This window comes from Streptomyces sp. NPDC047085, assembly GCF_040643735.1.
In the GTDB taxonomy this organism is placed as follows: domain Bacteria; phylum Actinomycetota; class Actinomycetes; order Streptomycetales; family Streptomycetaceae; genus Streptomyces.
In genome coordinates this window covers 126,734-146,020 of the sequence record NZ_JBEYUW010000013.1, presented here as the reverse complement: position 1 = coordinate 146,020, position 19,287 = coordinate 126,734, and the positions used below count along the sequence as shown (strand labels likewise).

Genomic DNA, 19,287 nt, shown 5'->3' with positions numbered 1-19,287 from the left:
AACGACACACCTGGGCCCGCCGGCACATGTGGCTCACCGGCGCGGTCGCACGCCAACTGCCCGCCCTGGACGGGACACGGATCGCCGCGGCGGTCCACGTCGACGTCAAGACCGCCGTATATCTGGAAACCCTGGCCGATGCGGGCGCCGACATCGCGGTCGTGCCCGCCAACCCGGAAACCACCCGGAGTGACGTCGCGGAATTTTTGTCCAAACGCATGACGATCCTGAGCGCAGACACCGCCGCCGACGAAGCCGTGGACTGGCAGCCCACCCACACCCTGGAAATGGGAGCCGACATCAGTGCCGCCGCAGCGGCGCGCGGCCACGTCGGAATCAAGGCCGCCGTCGAAGTGACCAGAACCGGCATCAACCGTCTGCGCGACATCAATCTTCCCCACCCCGTTTTCGATCTCGACCGGGTGCCTCTGAAGAACAACATCCACAACCGGTACGCAGTGGGGCTCAGTACCTGGAACGCGTTCATGAGCCGTACCAATCTGTCACTCCACGGCAACGTAGTAGTGGTCGTCGGGTACGGCGAAGTGGGATCCGGCCTGGCCTCCGCGGCCAAATCCTTCGGCGCCCGGGTGCTTGTCGCGGAGGAGTCCGCCGAGCGCCGCGTGATCGCAGAGTTCGAGGGCTACGAAGTGGGCGCACTGTCCGTCCTGGCCCCCCACGCAGACGTCCTCGTCACGGCCACCGGCCACGAAAAGGTGATCTCGGCCGATGTCATGTGCCGCCTCCAGGACGGCTGCTTCCTGCTGAACGCCGGCCACTCGTCCAAGGAGATCGACCGTGACCTGCTCGGCGCGGGGGAGGAGATCCTGCCCCAGGTCACCAGCCATCGTCCCTTCGGCGGCGACATCTTCCTCGTGGCCGGCGGCCACATCGCCAACCTGGTCGCGGGAGACGGAGACAGCCTCAACGCGTTCGACCTGACAGCGGCATTGATGGTCGCCTCCGTCGGCTGGGCGACCCGGCACGGAGCCGACCACACACCGGGAATCCACCCACTGCCCACCGAAGCATGGCAACCGGCCATCCAGTACTACTGAACCGGTTCCTGCGCACAGCGACGACACCATCGGGTTCACCGATGGTGTCGCAAAGCTGGATGGTGGAGCACACGTACGCGCTGCTGCTGCCGCCGCCGCTGCCACGCTCGCACAGCCTGGCCTGCGGCTACGCTCCCGGCGCCCCCGCTGATGGGACAACGACCCACCCCATCACTGCCGCATGGCAGCCGAACTGCGCCTGACCAGCGGAAACGCAGTGGTCAGGCGCAGACAACGGCTTCTCGCACCGGCCTCCTGTCACAAGGCGGATATGAGCAGGCGGACGGCGAGAACCGTGATCAGGGCGCTGGAGGCCAAGGCGGTGACGAGCCGTCCCCGCCTGCCCGTGAGGACCCGGCCGAGCAGCGCGCCGCCGCTGGCGAGGAGCAGCTGCCAGCTGGCAGACGCGGCAAACGCGGCAAGGGTAAAGACCGCTTGATCCGTGAGGGCGGAGTTCACCGTCGAGTCGCTGCCGAGCACCAGTGCCGTGAAGTAGATCACGGTGGTCGGGTTCATGATCGTGATTCCCACGAGACCCAGATACGCGCGACGCGGGTTCATCGGCGCAGGGTCCGCACCAGTGACCGACCGGCGCTTGCGGTACTCGTCCACGGCGGTGGCGCTGCCCCGGACGGCCAGGGCGACGAGTACGAGGACCGAGGCCCAACGCAACGGAGCCATGACGGGCTGGAGAACGCCGGTGAGTGCTGTGCCCCCGGCCACCGCAGCCAGGGCGTAGATTCCGTCGGCCGTCGCAACCCCGAGTGCGGCGCTGGCTCCGATCTTGAGTGAGGTGCGTGCCGTGAGGGCCACCAGATAGGTCGCGACCGCTCCGACCGGAATGGCGATGCCATAGCCGGCGAGGAGCCCGGCGACCAGGGCCGCCGTCACGAGCGGACGAGGGTCGGCCTCCACGGGGAGCAGGGCTGTCGCTGGGTCAGGGCCGGTCGTGCGGTGGCGTTGAGTGACAGGAAGACATAAGCGATGTTCATGAGGGTGACTATGGTTTTCCGGCACCATCGCGAGACAGAGTAACCGGTACTCATCTCTCCCGTAACAGATGCAAGTGCGTGCCGGGAAGGGAGTACGGATTGCTCTCGGGGCGGGACCAAAGGGCGGCCATTATGTGAGTCACATCCGACTTTGCACGAAAAAGCACCGGGAGTGAGTTGATGGCTGGAGTACGTGGCCGACGGTTCGGCAGTCGCGGTCGCCGGCGTATGATCACAGGCATTGTGGGGGCCACTGCGCTGGCGTCCCTTTCTCCGTCCCTGACTCATGCAGCCGATTTCGGTGAGTCGGGGCGCCCTGACCAGGCTGTCGGGCACGGGGACCACGGGAGTCGAGGCCATTCCGGCGGGTCTGCCGGCCAGGTGCAGATCGTCGGCGAGAAGGACGGTCGCGGCGCGCGCTGGGTCGAGGAATCCTTTTTCGCCGAGGTCCCCAAGGACGGCGTGTTCGAAACACACCGCGGTGACCTGCCGCTGGCGGTGTTCCCCGAGGGAATCGCAAAGTTCACCGAGCCGAACCTCCAGAAAGCATTCGCGCTGGGCGGCAAGCTGCGAGACAAGAACGGCACCGTGGTCGGTTTCTCCACCGAGATCGAGGAAGTACTCCCCGAGACTGACTTCGAGAGTGGAAAACTGCTCACCCATACGGTGTGGACGCTGTTCTTTCCCGGGCGGGGCACCATCGTCCTCGACCAGATCGAGAACTCCTCCGAGGTCGCCACCAAGGTGTTCAAGCCCGCCTTCGAAAGCGGCCAGCCGTGGACGGGGGCACTGAACGCGGTGACGACCGCAGGGCCCAGTAAGGACGGCAAGGGCGTCATCCTGGGCGGGACGGGCGACTTCGCGGGCATCCGTGGGACGGGCGCCGAGATCGCGAACCTACGGCGCTTCGACCCTGCGACCGGCGTCCTTGAAGGAACCTTCGAGCTCCGCTTCCGTTACCACGTGCCGGGCCGCTGACCAGTAGGCTGCGGACCGGCGCGCGGTAGAGCGTCGTACAGCCCGACGCGGCCGCGTCGATGTTCACCCACCAGCGACAGCGCCATCAGCGACCGCACCGAGCCATCCGCACCTTCCGTAAACGACTCCTGCCGGACAGGATGATGCACCACACTCATCCCCACGGCCTTCGGTTGCCAACGCGAGCGATCAAGCACGAGGCGCTGTCCGAGGCCCGAGGTTGAATATCAGGTCGAGTGAGGTTTTCTCGACGAAATGATCTCGTGAGGTGACTCGGCCCAGGGTATCCCGCGAGCCGCGATGAGCCCGCGGCGTCCGGCGGTCGTACTGTCGAACCCGTTACCGAGGAGGACTTCCGATGCGCAGCGTGACCTATTCGATGGGCGTCTCACTTGACGGCTACATTGTCGGGCCGGACGGCGACTTCGACTGGACGGCGCCCGACGACGATGTCTTTCGTTTCTGGATCGACGAGATTCGACAGGTCGGCGTCCACCTGTTGGGACGACGGCTGTACGAGACGATGCTGTACTGGGAGACCGCCGACCAGGATCCAACGCTCGACGACTCAATGCTCGAGTGGGCCGCGCTCTGGAAGCCGCTCCCCAAGGTGGTGTTCTCCACCACGCTGTCGGCGGTACAGGGCAATGCCCGCCTGGCTTCCGGTGGCCTGGCGGAGGAGATCGAGCGGTTGCGGGCCGAGCCGGGGGAGGGTGAAATCGCGATCGGCGGCGCGACTCTTGCCGCCGAAGCGGCCGCGCTGGGTCTGATCGACGAGTACCGGACCATCGTCTACCCGGTGCTGGTCGGCGGTGGCATTCCGTTCTTCCCCCGACGCGAGCGCCGGGTGGATCTCGAACTCGTCGAGACCCGCACCTTCAGCTCGAGAGTCGTCTACCTCCGCTACCGCGTGTCGCGCTAGCCGACTCGTCGCGGCGTAAGAGGAGCCCGGCGAGACGGTTCATGGAATCGGCACGATGATCGGAGCCACCTGTCAGGGCGTCCGGCGGCTTCTGTCATGCGTGGCCGAGGGGGGCCTGGCCGCAACAGCCCCCGGAGGTCGACGACCGGATCGCATCGGGAAGCGGCGGTGCTGCGTCGCGTCGTCACGTGCGGGAGCGTCACGCGCTCATTGCGGCTGCGCGTTGAGCCGTTCGGCCAGGAAGGCGATGATCTCGTCGCGGGCCTGCATGGTGGGGTGACCGTCCTGGTCGACGAGGTGCGCCGTGACGACGCTGTGTGCGCAACCGACGACGTCACGGAAGAAGGGCGGAGGGTCCGTGTTCGCCGTGTCGGAGTTGAGTACGCGGCCGTCGAACGCGTCCCCGAGCAGCGCCCGGTAGGCCGCGAAGCGCCGGCCGGTGCACCATCTGTCGTTGTCGAAGCGGTAGGCGAGCACCTGCAGTCCGTCTCGGGCTACACGTTGTGCCACGGCGGCAGCGTCTTCCGGGCTCATCTCCAGGGCGCCGGGGTCGTCGAGCGGCAGGGAGGGATGGTTGACCACGGGGGCGATGACGGCGGGTTCGAGCGCCATGGTCAGGGCGAAGTTGCCGGTGAAGCACAGACCGACGGCGCCGACACCAGGCCCGCCACACTCGGCGTGCGCCAGGCGGGCCAGTCCGCGCAGCCACGTGACGACGGGGCTGGTGCCACCGCCGGTAAACGCCCGGAACTCGGCGCTGACGCACGCGCGCCGGACGATGGTCTCGCGCGCCTCGACGAGCGGATAGGCACCGTCGACACCGAACAGCGAAGGCATGTACACGCAGAAACCGGCATCGCGCACCCAGCGCGCGAACCGCGCCACGTCGGGGCTGATGCCCGGCATCTCGGGCATGAGGATGACTGCCGGTCCTGACCCGGCAACGTACACGGTCTTGTCGGCATCATCGACGCGGACGGTTCTGCGCGCGAAGTCGTCCAAGGGGTCGTTCTGTCCTCGCATGATGGTCATGACCGAAAGGATGATCAGCGGTCACCCCTGCTGAGAAGCGGCGGCATCGCCACGTATCCCGGTAATATCGCCACCCGTTCACCGGCGCCCGAGGAGCCGCATGAGTCCGCTGCGAGTCGGTGTCCTGGCCTACCCCGGCTGCTTCGCGTCGGAGGTGTTCGGAGTCCCCGACCTCCTGGCCATGGCAGCGCACGTCGCCGCGGCGCAGGGGTCGGTCCGGCCCGCCCATGAGGTGACGGTCATCTCGCCCCGGCGGCGTGTGATCGCGTCCGGCGGCTCGGTCCTCGACGTCTCGGCCCTTCGCCCGGTGGACGTCCTGATCGTGCCGGGCTTCGAGCTGTCACCCACGCTCGATCTCGGCCGGGCACTCGCACACCTGGGACCGGAAGTAGCGTCGATCCGGTCGCAAGCGGCGTCGGGGACCGCTGTCGTGTCGATCTGCGTGGGCGCGTTCCTGGTCGCTGAAGCCGGGCTGCTCGACGGGCGCGAAGCGACCACGTCCTGGTTGTTCGCGGATCGGTTCGCCCGCCGGTACACCGGCGTGCGCCTTCGCCCGGACAGCCTGGTCGTGACGGACCGGGGGGTGACCACGACGGCGGCCTTCAGCGCCATGTACGACTTCGCGCTGCAGTTCATCCGCGAGCATCACGGCCCGGGCGTCGCCCGGAGCACCGCGCGCATCGCGCTGGTCGATGACGCACGCTCCACGCAGGCCCCCTATGTCGACTCTCGGCTCATACCCACTGTGGGCAGGGAGTTCTCACTCGGGGTCAAGCGGTGGCTCGACCAGAACCTCAGCGCTCCCTATGACCTGCCCGCCCTCGCCCAGGAGTTCCACGTCAGCACGAGAACCATGCTCCGCCGCTTCGGTGACGAAGCGGGCCAGTCGCCTCTGGCGTACCTGCACTCGGCCCGGGTGCGTCGAGCCGGACACCTGCTGGAGACCACCGACAGGACCGTCACCAGCATCGCCGCCGCCGTCGGGTACCGCGACGCCGGCGCGTTCAGCGACATCTTCGCCAGACACACGGGCCAGCGGCCGAGGGAGTACCGCGCGAAATTCCGTCGTCGCTGCGACGAGAACGGATCAACCGGATGACGCAGACGTGAGACCGCCCGCGACGGCAACAAGCCCCTGCCGCTGCACACCGACGGTGTGCACGCCCTTCTTCACATCCCCGGTCTCGTCCAGCACCAGCGTTCCGCCGCCGCCCAGATGCTCGACGACCATGTCCCGCACGTCGTCCCGGACCCCGTCGTGATCCCACGCGCCGCGCGACAAGAACGACTGCATCACCGCCGGGGAGGCGTCTCCGGCAAACCACGATGAACAGCGGTGGTGAGTCTGTCACCAGGGCACTGTTCCACCGTCGTCGAAGAATCCGCCGGTCGGTCCGTCGTCGGGCAGGGTCGCGAGGTGAATCGCGATCGCCGCGCCCTGGCGGGGAGTGCGGACGCCCTGGAAGCCGTTGAGGTCGGTGGCGGTGAAGCCGGGACAGCCGGAGTTGATCAGGATGTTGGTGTCGCTCAGTTCCTTGGCATATTGGACGGTGAGGGCGTTGAGGAAGGTCTTGGACGCCAAGTACGCAGCGGGAATCGGGCCCATGTCGATGCCGGGCGTGGTCTGCAGGATGAGCGAGCCGACGCTGCTGGACATGTTCACGATCCGCGGCGATGCCGAGCCGCGCAGCATGGGCAGCATCGCGTTGGTGACGCGGATGACCCCGATCACGTTGGTTTCCACGACGACTCGTACGGTCGCGGGATCGACCGTGGTGGGCGTCTGCGGTATACCGCCGGTGATCGCGGCGTTGTTGACCAGGACGTCGAGCCCTCCGGCGCGGTCGGCAATCAGCTCGGCCGCAGCGGCCACACTTGCGTCGTCTGCCACGTCGAGCGGAACGCCGAACGCGTCGGTCCCGGCTGCGCGCAGCTTCTCCACCGCGGTGTCGCGGCGCTGTTGATCCCGCGCGCCCACGCCGATTCGCCAGCCGAGGGAGCCCAGGCCCGCCGCGATCTCGTACCCGATTCCTTTGTTCGCACCGGTCACCAGCGCGATCGTCTGTTCACTCATGTCATCAAGCGTGGTGCGAACCCGGGTGGGACGTCCAAGACCGACCGGGTGGGCGGTGATACCGCACGGATATCGGTCGTGGTGAGCGCCGGATACGATGACGCGGTGGAGACGCGGGAGCTACGGTACTTCGTCGCCGTCGCGGAGGAGTTGCACTTCGGGCGGGCGGCGCAGCGGCTCGCCATGGCGCAACCACCGCTGTCGCGGGCGATCCAGCAGCTCGAGCGGCGGCTCGGAGTGGTTCTGCTGCACCGCACTGCTCGCGCAGTCGCCTTGACCGAGGCCGGGTCGGTGCTTCTGCGGGAGGCCCGGGCCGCACTCGACGCGGTCGAAGCCGCCGAGCGCCGCACCCGCCGCGCAGCTGTCGAACCGCCCGGTGTGGTGCTGGCCACGAAAGCCGGAGCGTCCAGCGAACTGTTGTCGAAGCTGCTGGACGCCTACGCCGCCGAGCCCGGCGCGGTCGCCGTCGAGGTAATGCTGTGCGGGCCCGGCGAGCAGGAAAGGCTGCTGCGCGACGGGCGTGCCGACGTTGCTCTGCTCCAGCGGCCCTTCGACACGACGGCCGGACTCGACACCGAGGACCTGCACACCGAACAGCAGGTCGTGGTCCTGCCCGCGGGGCACCCCTTGGCCAACCGACCCCATATGTCGATGGCCGAGGTCACCACCCTGACGGACCTGCCCCTGCCACGCTGGCCTCGACGGGGCGGGGGCTATCCGGACGGACCTGGCCCGCAGGTGCGCGACCACACCCAGTTGTTCCAGCTGATCGCGCTCGGACGGGCCTGCGCGGTCGTGCCCGAGTCCCTCCGAGCCCACCTGCGCGACGATCATGCGACGGTGCCGGTGCCGGACGCACCGGCTGTCACGACCGTCATCGCCTGGCCACCACACAGCAGATCCAAAGCCGTCGCCGACCTCGTCCGCACCGCGACCCGCCTCTAGCCAACGGCAAGCGCGGGTAGCCAGAGGATTGGCCTCAGCTGGAGTACTAGGAAGCCTGCACGAATTTTCGCTGGAGCGCGTACGTCTTGTCGGGTTGGTAGCCGAGGCGTTCGTAGAGGCCGAGGGCGCCTGTTGGGGAGCTCGCGTCGACTTCGAGGGATGTGGTGTCGTAGCCGTCCTCGCCCGCCACGCGGAGCGTGTGCGCGAGCAAGGCGGAGGCGATACCCCGGCCGCGGCCCGCGCGGGCGGTGCCGACGACGGAGACGTACAGGTCTCGCTGTCCGGTGATCTTCTGGTGCGCCTCGAACTCCTCGCACAGCACGATCGCCAGCGGCTCGCCGCGCTCGCAAGCGATGAAACTGTTGGCAGCGCGGAAGGCCGGGCCACCGGTGAACTGCGCCCAGGTCTCCTCCGTGGCGGGCGTGCTGCCGAAGTGGTCCCGGAAAGAGTCGTTGCGGACAGCACGCGCGTCCTCCGAGCGCTCCGGGCTGACCGCGTGAAACGCCACGACCGCCGGTGCCGGAGACGCCGGCATCGCGGCGAGCGCTGCGCGCAGCTCGGGCACGACCATGTGATGCGTCCAGCGCACCTGCTCATAGCCGTGTGCCCGGAACAACTCGACAGCCGTTGCGTTGTCCATTGAGCAGCTGTCCATCAGCGCCAGCGGCGCGCCAGGGAAACGCTCCTTGTGCAGAAGCGAGGCCGCCTGCTCCGCCCAGTCGAGCAGTCGCGTACCGATGCCCAGGCCCCGGTACTCCGGGTCCACACCGCCCAGTTGCCAGAAGTCGTGAAAGGGCTCTGCCGAGGTCCGCGCTTTCATCCAGTGGTGGCCGACCATACGCTCGCCGTCCCATGCGGCCATGCTGCCGCGCGCCATGTCGACGTAGGAGTCTGTGAAGCGCTGCGCCAGCTCCGCCTCGGACGGGGGCCTTCCGTCGTTGTCCACCGCCTCGAGCGCCTGACGCAGGCGCAGCCAAGCGGGCAGGTCAGATCGGTCGATCGGACGCCAGGTGAACCCCGGCGCAGCCTCGGTACTCATCTCGGCATTATGACTGAACCGGCGCGCCATGCCAGGCTCCACGGCATCCGATGAGTAGGAGCTACTCAATGCAGCAGGGAGGTGATCATTTACCGTTTCCGGGTGCTCTGTCCTCCAAGGTCTGGGAGGAAGCCGCCGATCAGCCGATGGGCGACGCGATGGACACACCCGATTCACGTGGGCCTCTTGCTGCTGAGCGGGTGGTTCGCAGCGAATGAATGAATCTCCGAGAGGGAAAGAAATGATCGGCAGGAGTCTGACCCAAACCGAGGCTGAGGGGCGCGCGAGCCTGCTGACGGTCGAGCGGTATGACGTTGCCGTCGACCTTACGGATCTGATGACCGGCTCGCGGGTCCGGTGCGAATCGACCATCACCTTTATGTGTCACAAGCCCGGGGCCGAGACCTTTGTCGATTGTCCGGCGGCGGTGGAGAGCGCCACGCTCAACGGGGTCGCGCTGCGGTCGGCTGTCGAGGGCCGGATCGCGCTGACCGATCTTGCCGAACGCAACGTCCTCACGGTGGTCTCGGTGACGGAGTGCTCGGCCGATGGCTGGGGCGTGCACAAGGCGGTCGATCCCGCCGACGGCGAGACGTACTTCTACACCGACTTTGCTCCCGACTACGCCCACCATGTGCTGGCCTGCTTCGATCAGCCGGACCTCAAGGCGCCGTGGGCGTTCACCGTGACCGCTCCTGTCGGCTGGCGGGTGTTGAGCAACAGCGGTGACCCGCAGATCGAAGATCTGGGCTCCGTGCGACGCTGGAGCTTCCCGCCGACGCCGCCGCTGGCGGCGTACAACACCGTGATCAACGCGGGCCCGTACTACGAGTTGCGTCGTCACGGAGCCGGTCATGATCTCGGGCTCTTCGCTCGCCAGTCGCTGGCCTCCATCCTGGACCGGGACGCCGACGAACTGTTCACCCTGACCACCCAGGGGCTCGAGTTCTTCGCCGACAAGTTCGGCATGCCGTTTCCGCAGCACAAGTACGACCAGGTCTTCACGCCCGAGTACCCCGGCGCGATGGAGAACTTCGGCTGCGTCACCTGGATGGACTGGTTCCTGCGCAGGAGCACGCCGACCAGAGCGGAGTGGGACATCTTCTCGCGGTACCTGTTGCACGAGCTCGCGCACATGTGGTTCGGCAACATCGTCACGATGCGCTGGTGGGACGACCTGTGGCTGAACGAGGCATTCGCGGAGTTCGCGAGCAACTGGGCCGCCGTGAGCGTGACGTCGTACACCGACGCCTGGACGGCACATCTGGCCGGCGAGAAGCTCAAAGCCTATTTCATGGACCAGGGACCGACGACGCACCCGATCCGCCAGCAGGTCCGCGACGTCTCCGAGGCCGCAGCGACGTTCGACGCCATCACCTACCCCAAGGGCGCATCCGTACTGCACCAGCTGATGACGTACGTCGGCGAGGCAAACTTCTCCGCCGGTCTCACCAGCTACTTCGCCACGCATGCCTGGGGCAACACCACGCTGCATGACCTGATCGACGCGGTCGCCGACGCCAGCGGACGTGACCTGGGCCAGTGGCGCGCGGGATGGTTGGAAACAGCGGGCACCGACCGGCTGACTCTCGACCACGACGCAGACGGGTTCACCCTGGTCGCTCAGGGTCCGGGTGGCCGGCCACGCCCGCATGTGCTTGCCGTCGGCGCCTACGAGCGTTCCGGGGACCACCTTGAGCGCATGGCACTCGTCGAAGTCGAGGTGGCGGGCGAACGAACCCGGCTCGACCTACCAGCAGGAGCCGACCTGTATCTGGTCAACGATGAAGACCTGACCTTCGCCTCGACGAGACCTGACGTCACGACCAGAGACGCGTTCTTCCGCAACGTCGCCCGCCTGCCCACTGCGACCGCGCGGGGTGTCGCCGTCACCACGGCCTGGGACATGCTGATCAACGGCGAAGCGAGCGCCGCCGAAGCCGTGCAGTGCCTGACCGGAGTGCTTGCTGTCGAGACGTCCGCGTCGGTGATCGAGCCGTATCTGAACCTGGCTGTCGAGGCCGCAGATCTGTGGAGCCCGGAGTCGGAGCGGGACGAGTTGCTGCGAACAGTGGCTGCGGCGTGCCGCAGCCTCTCCGGTGTCGGCGCCTACCGCAAAGCGGCGTTGCGCGGCTTCGCTCGCACCGCGGGCGGACCGGAGGATGTTGCGTGGCTCCAGGCCGAGGCCGGGGACGACATCGACCTCCAGTGGCGAGCCCTGGTTCGCAAGGCTCAGCTCGGAAGCCCGACCGCAGCCGAAGCACAGGCTCTGCTCGACCGCGACCCGGACCCCGAAGCGTGGGTCAGCAGGCTCCAGGTCCGCGCTGCGACCCCGGACGCGGCCGAGAAGAAAGCGGTGTGGCAGACGCTGGCGACGGACCGCGCGGTGCCTATCGCTTCGGTCCACTCAGTTGCGACGCCGTTCTGGAGCGCCGGCCAGAACGACTTGCTGAGGCCCTACGCGGAGGCCTACCTGGATCACGTCGCAACCATCCACCACAGCGGAACCATGCCGGCGACGACCTACACCAAATGGCTCTTCCCGCTGTTCGGTATCGACCTGACCTACGTGAAACGAGCGGAAGACCTGGCGGCACAGGCTGTCCCGGTCGTCCGCACATCTCCTGGACCGGGCCGACCGGATGCGCCGCATACTGCGCTCCCGCGGCTGAAGGCTTTCCAGCCCGGTCCACAGCTCGATCTGCAATTCCTCGATCGCACCACCCGGCGCGGGCCGAAGCGTCGGGGTCCTGCGTCGGCTGCGGAACCCCGGCCCGGCGATGCGCCCAGAGTCCACCCCATACCACCTGCATCACCAGACACCGAGCCAACAAGGCCGATTCCGGCCCCTATTGCGGCCCATCGTGCCCGGCTTCACCGACCGGGCCGCCATCCAGGCCGACCGGTCGTCAGCCGCGTTCGCAGTCGCGGTGCTCGCGCCGCCTGGTGCGCGATGGCGAGACAGTCGGAACGGGTCAGTGGGCCCGTGCCGGGAGGGTGAGCCGTCCGTCGTGAACCTCGGCGATGTGGTCGACGGCGGTGAGGTGGGTGCGGTCGTGGGTGACCAGGACCGTGGCGGTGGCCCGCTGGCGGGTGAGCCGGGTGATCAGGTCGATGACGGCGGCACCGCGTTCGTGGTCGAGGGCGCTGGTGGGCTCGTCGACCAGGAGGACCGTGGGGTCGTTCATCAGGGCGCGGGCGATGTTGACGCGCTGGCGCTGACCGCCGGAGAGCTGGTGGGGCCGCCGGCCGGCGTGGTCGGCCAGCCCCACGGCTTCGAGCAGTTCCATGGCACGGGGGCGGGCCTTGGCCGGCGGGCGGCCGTCGATCTGGGCCATGACCTGCAGTTGTTCGGCCGCGGTGAGCGAGGCGATGAGGTTGGGCTGCTGGAAGACGATGCCGATTGTGTGGCGGCGCAGTTCGGTCCGCTCGCCGCGGGTCATGCCGGTAGTGACGGTCCCGTCCACAGTGACCGTGCCTGAGTCGGGCGTGATCAGGGTGGCGGCGACGGCCAGGAGGCTGGACTTGCCGGAGCCGGAGGGTCCGACCACGGCGGTCAGGCTGCCCTTGGGGACCTCCAGGCTGACCTTGTCGAGGGCGGTCAACCGGGTGTCGCCGTCGGGGTAGGCGAGGGTGATGTCGGTCAGGTGCAGGCTCATCGGGCGCTCCCCAGGGCGGTCAGCGGGTCGACGGAGGTGATGCGGCGGATGGACAGGCCGGCTCCGAGAGCGCCGAGGAGGATCATCACGGCGGCCGGGAGCAGGACGGTGGCTGGAGTGAGGATGAATGGCACGGCCGAGCCGGCCACGAGCGCCCCCATGCCGGCGGCGATGCCGGTGCCGAGCAGGGTGCCGCCGACGAGAAGGACGACGGCCTGGCCGAGGGCGTCCTTGAGAAGGTCGGCGGTGGAGGCGCCGAGTGCCTTGAGGACGGCGAGGTCGCCGCTGCGCTGGATGGTCCAGACGGGCGCCGATGACGAGTGCGGAGATGGCGAACAAGAAGCCGCGCATCAACTGCAGGGAGCCATTTTCGGAGGTGTTGGAGCCGATCGCGGACAGCGAGTCGTAGGTGGAGACCGTCTGGGTGCCGACCTGGTGGTCGGTGGCCGCCACATCGGCCTTGGAGGTGGTGTTCAGGGCGACGACGGTGGCGGTCGGGCCGTCACCGCTGCCGGTGGGCGGCGCGGTCTTCTGCCAGGTGTCCAGGCTGGTCCAGACGACCGGGGTGTGGCTGAAGTAGGCATCGCCCTGTACGGCGGTCACCTTCAGCTTCTGTCCGGCCAGAGTGAGCCAGTCGCCGGCCTTGAGACCGAGCAGCGCAGGCGACTGATCGAGGAGCTCACCACCACCCGCGCGGACCTGGCCCGTGCCCAGCACACCGCGGGCGTGCTGGCTGAACGGGAGCGTCTGGCGCGCGAGATCCACGACACCCTCGCCCAGGGGCTTTCCAGCATCCAGTTGCTGCTGCGCGCCGCCGAACGTGCCCTGCCGGGCCGACCCGACACCGCCGCCCGCCATGTCGACCAGGCCCGCCAGGCCGCCGTGGACAACCTCGCCGAGGCCCGCCGCTTCGTCGCCGCCCTGACCCCGCCGGCCCTGGAAGGCACCACTCTGGTAGGCGCCCTGGAACGGTTGTGCGCCACCACCAGTGCCCGCCACCGCCTCACCGCACGCTCCCACCTCACCGGCGACCCCGCACCGATGCCGACCGCGCACGAGGTCGCCCTGCTGCGCATCGCCCAGTCCGCGCTGGCCAACACTGTCCGCCACGCCGAGGCCACCACCGCCGATGTCACCCTCAGCTACCTGGGCGACCACATCGCCCTCGATGTCGTCGACAACGGGCGCGGCTTCGACCCCGGCCGGCTGCCCGCGCCCGACCCCGAGAGCGGCGGCTTCGGCCTGGCGGCGATGCGCGCTCGTATGAACGCCCTCGGCGGCACCCTGGCCATCGATTCCGCTCCCGGCCACGGCACCGCCCTGGTCGCACAGCTGGCCCTCACCCCGCCCACCGAGACCGAGCCCGAGGCCCATCCGTGACCGACGCCCCCATCCGACTCCTCCTGGCCGACGACCACCCGTCGTGCGAGCCGGACTGCGCGCCGTGCTGGAAACCGAACCCGGCCTCGTCGTCGTGGCCGAAGCCGCCACCGCCGAGGACGCCGTCACCCGCGCCGCTGAAGGCGACATCGACGTCGTCCTCATCGGAATACCTCCGTGGATACCCCCGCCTTCAGGCGGGGGAGGAAGCGGACTCCTGCGGAGCAGGGCAGGGAAAGCTGATTCGCCCTGCGGGCGGATCAGCGTCCACCATCAACTACCTCAGCACGGTCACAAGTTGCCATGCTAGTTTGTGAACCATGGCCACTCACGTGAAGCGGGCATTCAAGTACCGCTTCTATCCGACCGATGCGCAGGCAGCCGAGCTGTCGCGCACGTTCGGATGCGTGCGCAAGGTCTACAATATGGCGCTCGCGGCCCGTACCGAGGCCTGGGCGCGGCAGGAGCGGGTCAACTACAACCAGACCTCGGCCATGCTGACGGCGTGGAAGAAGACCGAGGAACTGGCCTACCTCAACGACGTCTCCTCCGTTCCACTGCAGCAGGCGCTGCGGCACCTGCAGGCCGCATTCGCGCACTTCTTCGCCAAACGCGCCAAGTACCCGCGCTTCAAGGTGAAGAAGAAGTCCCGTGCGAGCGCGGAGTACACCTCCTCGGCGTTCCGGTACCGTGACGGCTCTCTGACGCTGGCGAAGATGACCGACCCGCTGAACATCGTCTGGTCCCGCCCCCTGCCCGAGGGGGCATCGCCGAGCACGGTGAGCGTGAGCCGGGATGGCGCGGGACGCTGGTTCGTCTCGCTGCTGTGCGAGGATGCGCGGGTGAAGCCGCTCGCGGCAACCGAAACGGCCGTCGGCATCGACGTCGGCCTGGACCACCTGCTCACCCTCTCGACCGGGGAGAAGATCGCCAACCCCCGGCACGAGCGCCGTGACCGCGAGCGCCTGGCCAAGGCTCAGCGGGAGTTGTCCCGCAAAGCCAAGGGGGACGGCGCCAACCGGCGCAAGGCCCGGGCGAAGGTCGCGAAGATCCACGCTCGGATCGCCGACCGCAGGCGCGATGTGCTGCACAAACTGACCACTCGACTCGTGCGTGAGAACCAAACGCTCGTGATCGAGGATCTGACCGTACGCACCATGGTCAAGAACCGGAGCCTGGCCCGCGCCATCAGCGATGCCGCGTGGTCGCAGTTCCGGAGCATGCTGGAGTACAAGGCCTGCTGGTACGGCCGGGAAGTGGTCGCGGTGGACCGCTTCTTCCCCTCCTCCAAGCTGTGCTCCCACTGCGGCACCCTCCAGCCGGAGATGCCGCTGAACGTCCGCACGTGGACGTGTGACAGCTGTGGCACGGCCCATGACCGGGACGTGAACGCGGCGAAGAACCTTCTGGCCGCCGGGCTGGCGGTGTCTGTCTGTGGAGCCGGTGTAAGACCTCAACGGAGAACTCCGGGCGGGCAGTCGGCAGTGAAGCAGAAAACCCCACGGCGCGAGCCGTAGGAATCCCCCTCGTTCACGAGGGGGAGGAAGTCAAGGACCTGCAGTTCGGCAAGGGCATGGGCGGCGCCGAAGCCACCGCCCAGATCACCGCCCGACCGGACGCCCCCCGCGTACTGATCGTCACCACCTACGACTCCGATGCCGACACCCTTCCCGCCATCGAGGCCGGCGCCACCGGCTACCTCCTCAAGGACGCCCCACCCGAAGACCTGGCCGCCGCCGTGCGCACCGCTGCCACCGGGCGCACCACCCTCGCCCCCACGGTCGCCGAAAGGCTCATGAACCGGCTGCGTACGCCCGGCACCGCCCTGACCCGGCGCGAGACCGAAGTCCTCGCCCTGGTCGCCGACGGCCTGTCCAACCAGGCCATCGGCCAACGCCTCCACCTCACCGAGGGCACTGTCAAATCCCACCTCGCCCGCGTCTACGCCAAACTCGGCGTGGACTCACGCACCGCCGCCGTCGCCACCGCCACCGACCTCGGCCTCATCCGCCGCTGACCAGGCCCGCGGCCCCAGCACCCCCTCGCGGGGCCGCACCGAGGATCTGCCGTCCAAGGCGTCCGTCACCCGCACGAACCCGTCACCGCCCCTCTCCTGGGGGCGCGGCGGCAGGCCGGAGTCGTCGTACGCCGGCACCGCCGTGTGAGCCACCGGCGATCACCTCTGCAGGCCGGCCGATTCATGAGTTGAGGGAAGTCTTCCTCGGCCGCGAGGCGTGGGCGATGAGGAACAGCAGGACTCCGCACGCGGCGACCAGGATCCAGCCCGGGCGGGACGCGTGGGCCAGCCCTGCCGGGGTGCTGTTCGCCACCAGGCCGCCGGCGAGGGCGATACCGAGTGCGGAGCCGACCTGGCGCGCGGTGGACGTGATTGCTCCGGCCACGCCGGCCCGGGCGGGAGGCAGCCCGCTGACCGCGGTGTTGGTGATCGGCGCGTTGGCGAAGCCGAATCCGATGCCGATCAGCAGGTAGGCAAGGAGAAGGAGGGGCAGGCTCGTGTGCTGGTCGAGTCGCACCAGGCACAGTCCGCCGACCGTGATGAAGGCACCGGCCAGGGTCAGGGGCAGCCGCGATCCGCTGCGCCCGATCAGACGGCCCGACCACGGCGCGCAGACGGTCGCTCCGACAGCCATGGGCAGGGTCGCGACCCCGGCGGCCATCGGTGTGAACCCTCTGGTGTGCTGCAGATAGAGGGTGTTGAGCAGCAGCGTCACGTTCAGGGCGACGAAGACCGCCACGGCCCCCAGGACCGCACCGGTGAACACGGGACCGCGGAAGAGCCGCAGATCCATCAGCGGCTCGTGCCGGCGGGACTCCACCCACACGAATCCGGCCGTCGCCGCAGCGGCGAACCCGTAGGCGGCCAGTGCCGCCGCCGACGTCCAGCCGATGCGCGGCCCTTCAATGAGGACACCGACCCAGACAGCGGTGAGTGCGGTGAGGAGAACCTGCCCCGGAACGTCAAGTCGCCGCACCCGGGCCCCCCGGGACTCGGGCACGAACACCGCGCTGAGCACCAGGGCGGCCGCGATGACCGGCGCATTGATCCAGAACAACGACCGCCATCCGAGTGCCGAGACGAGGGCGCCGCCCGTGACCGGGCCGACGGCCATGCTGAGCCCGAAGACCGATGCCCAGACACCGATCGCCTGCGCTCGCTCCCGCGGATCGGGCATCGCGTTCACCACGATCGCCAGAGCCACAGGACTGAGCATCGAGGCACCGATGCCCTGCACCGCGCGGGCCGCGACGAGGGCGCCCGCCGACGGAGCCATCGCACAGACCAGTGAGGCCGTGCCGAACACGGCCAACCCCGTCTGGAACACCCGCCGGCGCCCGAACCGGTCCGCCAGCGCACCGGAGGAGATCAGCAGCCCGGCCAGGACGATGGTGTAGGCATCAACGGTCCACTCGAGGCCCCGGGTCCCGACATCCAGGCCGCGCCCGATGGCCGGCAGGCCCACGTTGACGATGGTGGTGTCCAGGCCCACCAGAAACATGCTCAGACAGCAGACGGCCAGCACCGTCCAGCGTCTGCGCGCACTCAGAACGGGCTGAACAGGATGAGTGGTTGTGGCGGTCATGGTCTGCCTTTCGCATCGGGTGGCACGGCCCGGTCAGGCTCGAGCAGGACGACGACCACTGCCCAGCACTTTTGCGAGGACCGCAAAAGATCAGACACTGAACGGTCAGAAGATCAGACACTGAACGGTATGGACACGGAACTGGAGCGGATCCTGGATGCCATCGGGCCGAGACTGCGCACGCTGCGGCGGGAACGCGGACTCACGCTGGAGGCACTGGCGACGGCTACCGGACTTTCGGTGAGCACGCTGTCCCGTCTCGAATCAGGAAAACGGCGCCCGACCCTGGACCTGCTCATCCCGCTGGCGCGTGCGCACCGCATCGCACTCGACGAACTGGTGGGTGCACCGGCCACCGGTGACCCTCGGGTGCATCTCACGCCCCTGCGCAAAGGTCTCGGCAGCGTCCTCGTGCCGCTGACGCAGTACCCGGGCCGCGTACAGGTCTTCAAGCACGTACTGGCCCCCCGCGAGCCGAAACTGGTGACCCACGAAGGCCACGAGTGGCTCTACGTCCTCGCCGGAGAGCTACGCCTCATGCTCGGGGACCGCGAATGCACCCTCCGCCCCGGCGAAATCGCCGAGTTCGACACCAGTGAACCGCACTGGTTCGGTCCGGCCGACACGCGTCCTGTGGAGATCCTGCACCTGTTCGGACCCCGAGGCGACCAAGCGGTCGTGCGCACGAGCCCAGAAGAGCAGCGCGACGCTGCTGGAGAGGTCTGCCCGAGATGATCAACGTTCCGGAACCCGAAGCCGACTGGGCGCCCGCCACGTCCTCGACTCCAGCGGATGATGGCAATGCGGCGCGGCAATGCTCGATGTTCCAAGCCGCAACGGAACCGCTGATTTCGCTGGCGCTGCTCGCGGTGGATCTGGACTCGGTGGCCCGGCGACTTCGGTTGACGATCGAGGAGTCATGGGACGAACACGGAACTGTGCGTGCCGCGTTCTTCACCCTTGAGGGAACGGACTTCGTCGTCACCCATCACGAGCGTGATCCGTCGGGAACGTGTGTCTGGGTCAGGAAGTCCGGACCTGTCGATCCCGCCGAGCGGACGGCCGTTCTCCTCACGGCCCTCGGCGTGGGCTCGGACGCGGTCTCGTACTCCACCTGGGGCATGGGCACCGACCTTTCCCGGGTGCCGGCCGCCTGGGGCCGCAGGAGGGGAAGACCGGTCGAGTCACATCAGAGGTTCTGGGAGAACTTCAGGAAGCGGCCGGGCATGTACGTCGGCCGCGTCACCTACGACGGGGTGACGGCGTACCTCAACGGTTACGACCATGCCGGCGGCGGAGTGCTGCTGAACGGACTGCGGCAGTGGCTCGCGGACACGTACCAGGTCGGTGCGAACCTCGTATGGTCCGCCCAGGTTGTCCAGGTCGTCTTTCCCGAGGGTCGCCCAGCTGAGCCGTGGTCACAAGACCAGCACCGGCAGGCTGTCGACGGGCTCTTCGCCCTGCTGGACGGATTCTTCGAGCACCTCGCAAGCCGCCACGGCGCCACACCGGAATCCGGCTGACGCGCCACGCGTCGGTCTGCGCAGTGGCCCTGCGAGGGCGGGTACACCAGTCAGTAGTCGGCCCTGCCGGTCGGTGCGACGAC

The 19,287-nt window shown here is 68.4% G+C and carries 17 protein-coding genes and 4 pseudogenes; 13 read left to right on the top strand and 8 right to left on the bottom strand.

Annotated features, from left to right (window positions below; translation table 11 throughout):
- The first annotated feature begins 26 nt into the window (after positions 1-26).
- Both ABZ865_RS34135 and ABZ865_RS34130 read left to right on the top strand, forming a co-directional pair.
- Complete coding sequence (locus tag ABZ865_RS34135; RefSeq protein ID WP_361239132.1) at positions 27-1,058, top strand: NAD(P)-dependent oxidoreductase; 1,032 nt, start codon at positions 27-29, stop codon at positions 1,056-1,058.
- Between the two features lie 59 nt (positions 1,059-1,117).
- On the top strand, positions 1,118-1,261 hold the full coding sequence (locus ABZ865_RS34130; RefSeq protein WP_361239130.1) for a hypothetical protein: 144 nt from the start codon (positions 1,118-1,120) through the stop codon (positions 1,259-1,261).
- Positions 1,262-1,316: 55 nt separating this feature from the next.
- Here ABZ865_RS34130 and ABZ865_RS34125 read toward each other — a convergent pair whose 3' ends face one another.
- Entirely contained in the window at positions 1,317-1,949 is a 633-nt protein-coding gene (locus ABZ865_RS34125) for a LysE family transporter (RefSeq protein ID WP_361239128.1), read from the bottom strand.
- 482 nt (positions 1,950-2,431) lie between these two features.
- Between ABZ865_RS34125 and ABZ865_RS34120 the strand changes: the two genes are divergently transcribed.
- Positions 2,432-3,028 (top strand): hypothetical protein, encoded by a 597-nt coding sequence (locus ABZ865_RS34120; RefSeq protein ID WP_361239126.1) that lies wholly within the window; start codon positions 2,432-2,434, stop codon positions 3,026-3,028.
- A gap of 358 nt (positions 3,029-3,386) precedes the next feature.
- Positions 3,387-3,950 (top strand): dihydrofolate reductase family protein, encoded by a 564-nt coding sequence (locus tag ABZ865_RS34115; RefSeq protein WP_361239124.1) that lies wholly within the window; start codon positions 3,387-3,389, stop codon positions 3,948-3,950.
- A 207-nt stretch (positions 3,951-4,157) separates the two neighbouring features.
- Here the strand turns inward: ABZ865_RS34115 and ABZ865_RS34110 are convergent, their stop codons facing one another.
- Entirely contained in the window at positions 4,158-4,952 is a 795-nt protein-coding gene (locus ABZ865_RS34110) for a dienelactone hydrolase family protein (protein ID WP_361239122.1), read from the bottom strand.
- Between the two features lie 130 nt (positions 4,953-5,082).
- Between ABZ865_RS34110 and ABZ865_RS34105 the strand changes: the two genes are divergently transcribed.
- Positions 5,083-6,081, top strand: a complete 999-nt coding sequence (locus tag ABZ865_RS34105; RefSeq protein ID WP_361239120.1) for a helix-turn-helix domain-containing protein — start codon at positions 5,083-5,085, stop codon at positions 6,079-6,081.
- A gap of 36 nt (positions 6,082-6,117) precedes the next feature.
- Here the strand turns inward: ABZ865_RS34105 and ABZ865_RS34100 are convergent.
- Both ABZ865_RS34100 and ABZ865_RS34095 read right to left on the bottom strand, forming a co-directional pair.
- Positions 6,118-6,300, bottom strand: a pseudogene (locus ABZ865_RS34100) (transposase); the annotation flags it as partial.
- Positions 6,301-6,330: 30 nt separating this feature from the next.
- Positions 6,331-7,056 (bottom strand): SDR family NAD(P)-dependent oxidoreductase, encoded by a 726-nt coding sequence (locus ABZ865_RS34095; RefSeq protein ID WP_361239118.1) that lies wholly within the window; start codon positions 7,054-7,056, stop codon positions 6,331-6,333.
- A 105-nt stretch (positions 7,057-7,161) separates the two neighbouring features.
- Here ABZ865_RS34095 and ABZ865_RS34090 point away from each other — a divergent pair, with 105 nt between their 5' ends.
- Positions 7,162-8,001 (top strand): LysR family transcriptional regulator, encoded by an 840-nt coding sequence (locus ABZ865_RS34090; protein ID WP_361239116.1) that lies wholly within the window; start codon positions 7,162-7,164, stop codon positions 7,999-8,001.
- A gap of 46 nt (positions 8,002-8,047) precedes the next feature.
- On the opposite strand, the gene ABZ865_RS34085 is transcribed toward ABZ865_RS34090, so the two are convergent.
- The gene (locus ABZ865_RS34085) at positions 8,048-9,040 is read right to left on the bottom strand and encodes a GNAT family N-acetyltransferase (RefSeq protein WP_361239114.1); all 993 of its coding nucleotides are present in this window, start codon (positions 9,038-9,040) and stop codon (positions 8,048-8,050) included.
- Between the two features lie 241 nt (positions 9,041-9,281).
- Here ABZ865_RS34085 and pepN point away from each other — a divergent pair, with 241 nt between their 5' ends.
- The gene (pepN, locus tag ABZ865_RS34080) at positions 9,282-12,041 is read left to right on the top strand and encodes an aminopeptidase N (RefSeq protein ID WP_361239112.1); all 2,760 of its coding nucleotides are present in this window, start codon (positions 9,282-9,284) and stop codon (positions 12,039-12,041) included.
- Here pepN and ABZ865_RS34075 read toward each other — a convergent pair.
- Entirely contained in the window at positions 12,016-12,699 is a 684-nt protein-coding gene (locus ABZ865_RS34075; RefSeq protein ID WP_361239110.1) for an ABC transporter ATP-binding protein, read from the bottom strand. The genes pepN and ABZ865_RS34075 overlap by 26 nt on opposite strands.
- A pseudogene (locus ABZ865_RS34070) lies at positions 12,696-13,353 on the bottom strand (ABC transporter permease); the annotation flags it as partial. The pseudogene ABZ865_RS34070 and the gene ABZ865_RS34075, both read right to left, overlap by 4 nt.
- On the opposite strand from ABZ865_RS34070, the pseudogene ABZ865_RS34065 reads away from it, so the two are divergent.
- The 4 genes and pseudogenes from ABZ865_RS34065 to ABZ865_RS34050 form a co-directional block, all read left to right on the top strand.
- Positions 13,345-14,079, top strand: a pseudogene (locus ABZ865_RS34065) (sensor histidine kinase); the annotation flags it as partial. The pseudogenes ABZ865_RS34070 and ABZ865_RS34065 sit on opposite strands and share 9 nt — an antisense overlap.
- Positions 14,076-14,245: pseudogene (locus tag ABZ865_RS34060) on the top strand (response regulator); the annotation flags it as partial. The pseudogenes ABZ865_RS34065 and ABZ865_RS34060, both read left to right, overlap by 4 nt.
- 154 nt (positions 14,246-14,399) lie before the next feature.
- On the top strand, positions 14,400-15,596 hold the full coding sequence (locus ABZ865_RS34055) for an RNA-guided endonuclease TnpB family protein (protein ID WP_361239108.1): 1,197 nt from the start codon (positions 14,400-14,402) through the stop codon (positions 15,594-15,596).
- 2 nt (positions 15,597-15,598) lie between these two features.
- The gene (locus ABZ865_RS34050) at positions 15,599-16,096 is read left to right on the top strand and encodes a response regulator transcription factor (RefSeq protein ID WP_361239336.1); all 498 of its coding nucleotides are present in this window, start codon (positions 15,599-15,601) and stop codon (positions 16,094-16,096) included.
- Positions 16,097-16,277: 181 nt separating this feature from the next.
- Here the strand turns inward: ABZ865_RS34050 and ABZ865_RS34045 are convergent, their stop codons facing one another.
- Entirely contained in the window at positions 16,278-17,681 is a 1,404-nt protein-coding gene (locus tag ABZ865_RS34045) for an MFS transporter (protein ID WP_361239106.1), read from the bottom strand.
- Between the two features lie 129 nt (positions 17,682-17,810).
- Between ABZ865_RS34045 and ABZ865_RS34040 the strand changes: the two genes are divergently transcribed.
- A complete protein-coding gene (locus ABZ865_RS34040; RefSeq protein WP_361239104.1) occupies positions 17,811-18,416 on the top strand; it encodes an XRE family transcriptional regulator in 606 nt (201 codons plus the stop codon).
- Between the two features lie 86 nt (positions 18,417-18,502).
- Entirely contained in the window at positions 18,503-19,204 is a 702-nt protein-coding gene (locus tag ABZ865_RS34035) for a hypothetical protein (protein WP_361239102.1), read from the top strand.
- The last annotated feature ends 83 nt before the right edge of the window (positions 19,205-19,287 follow it).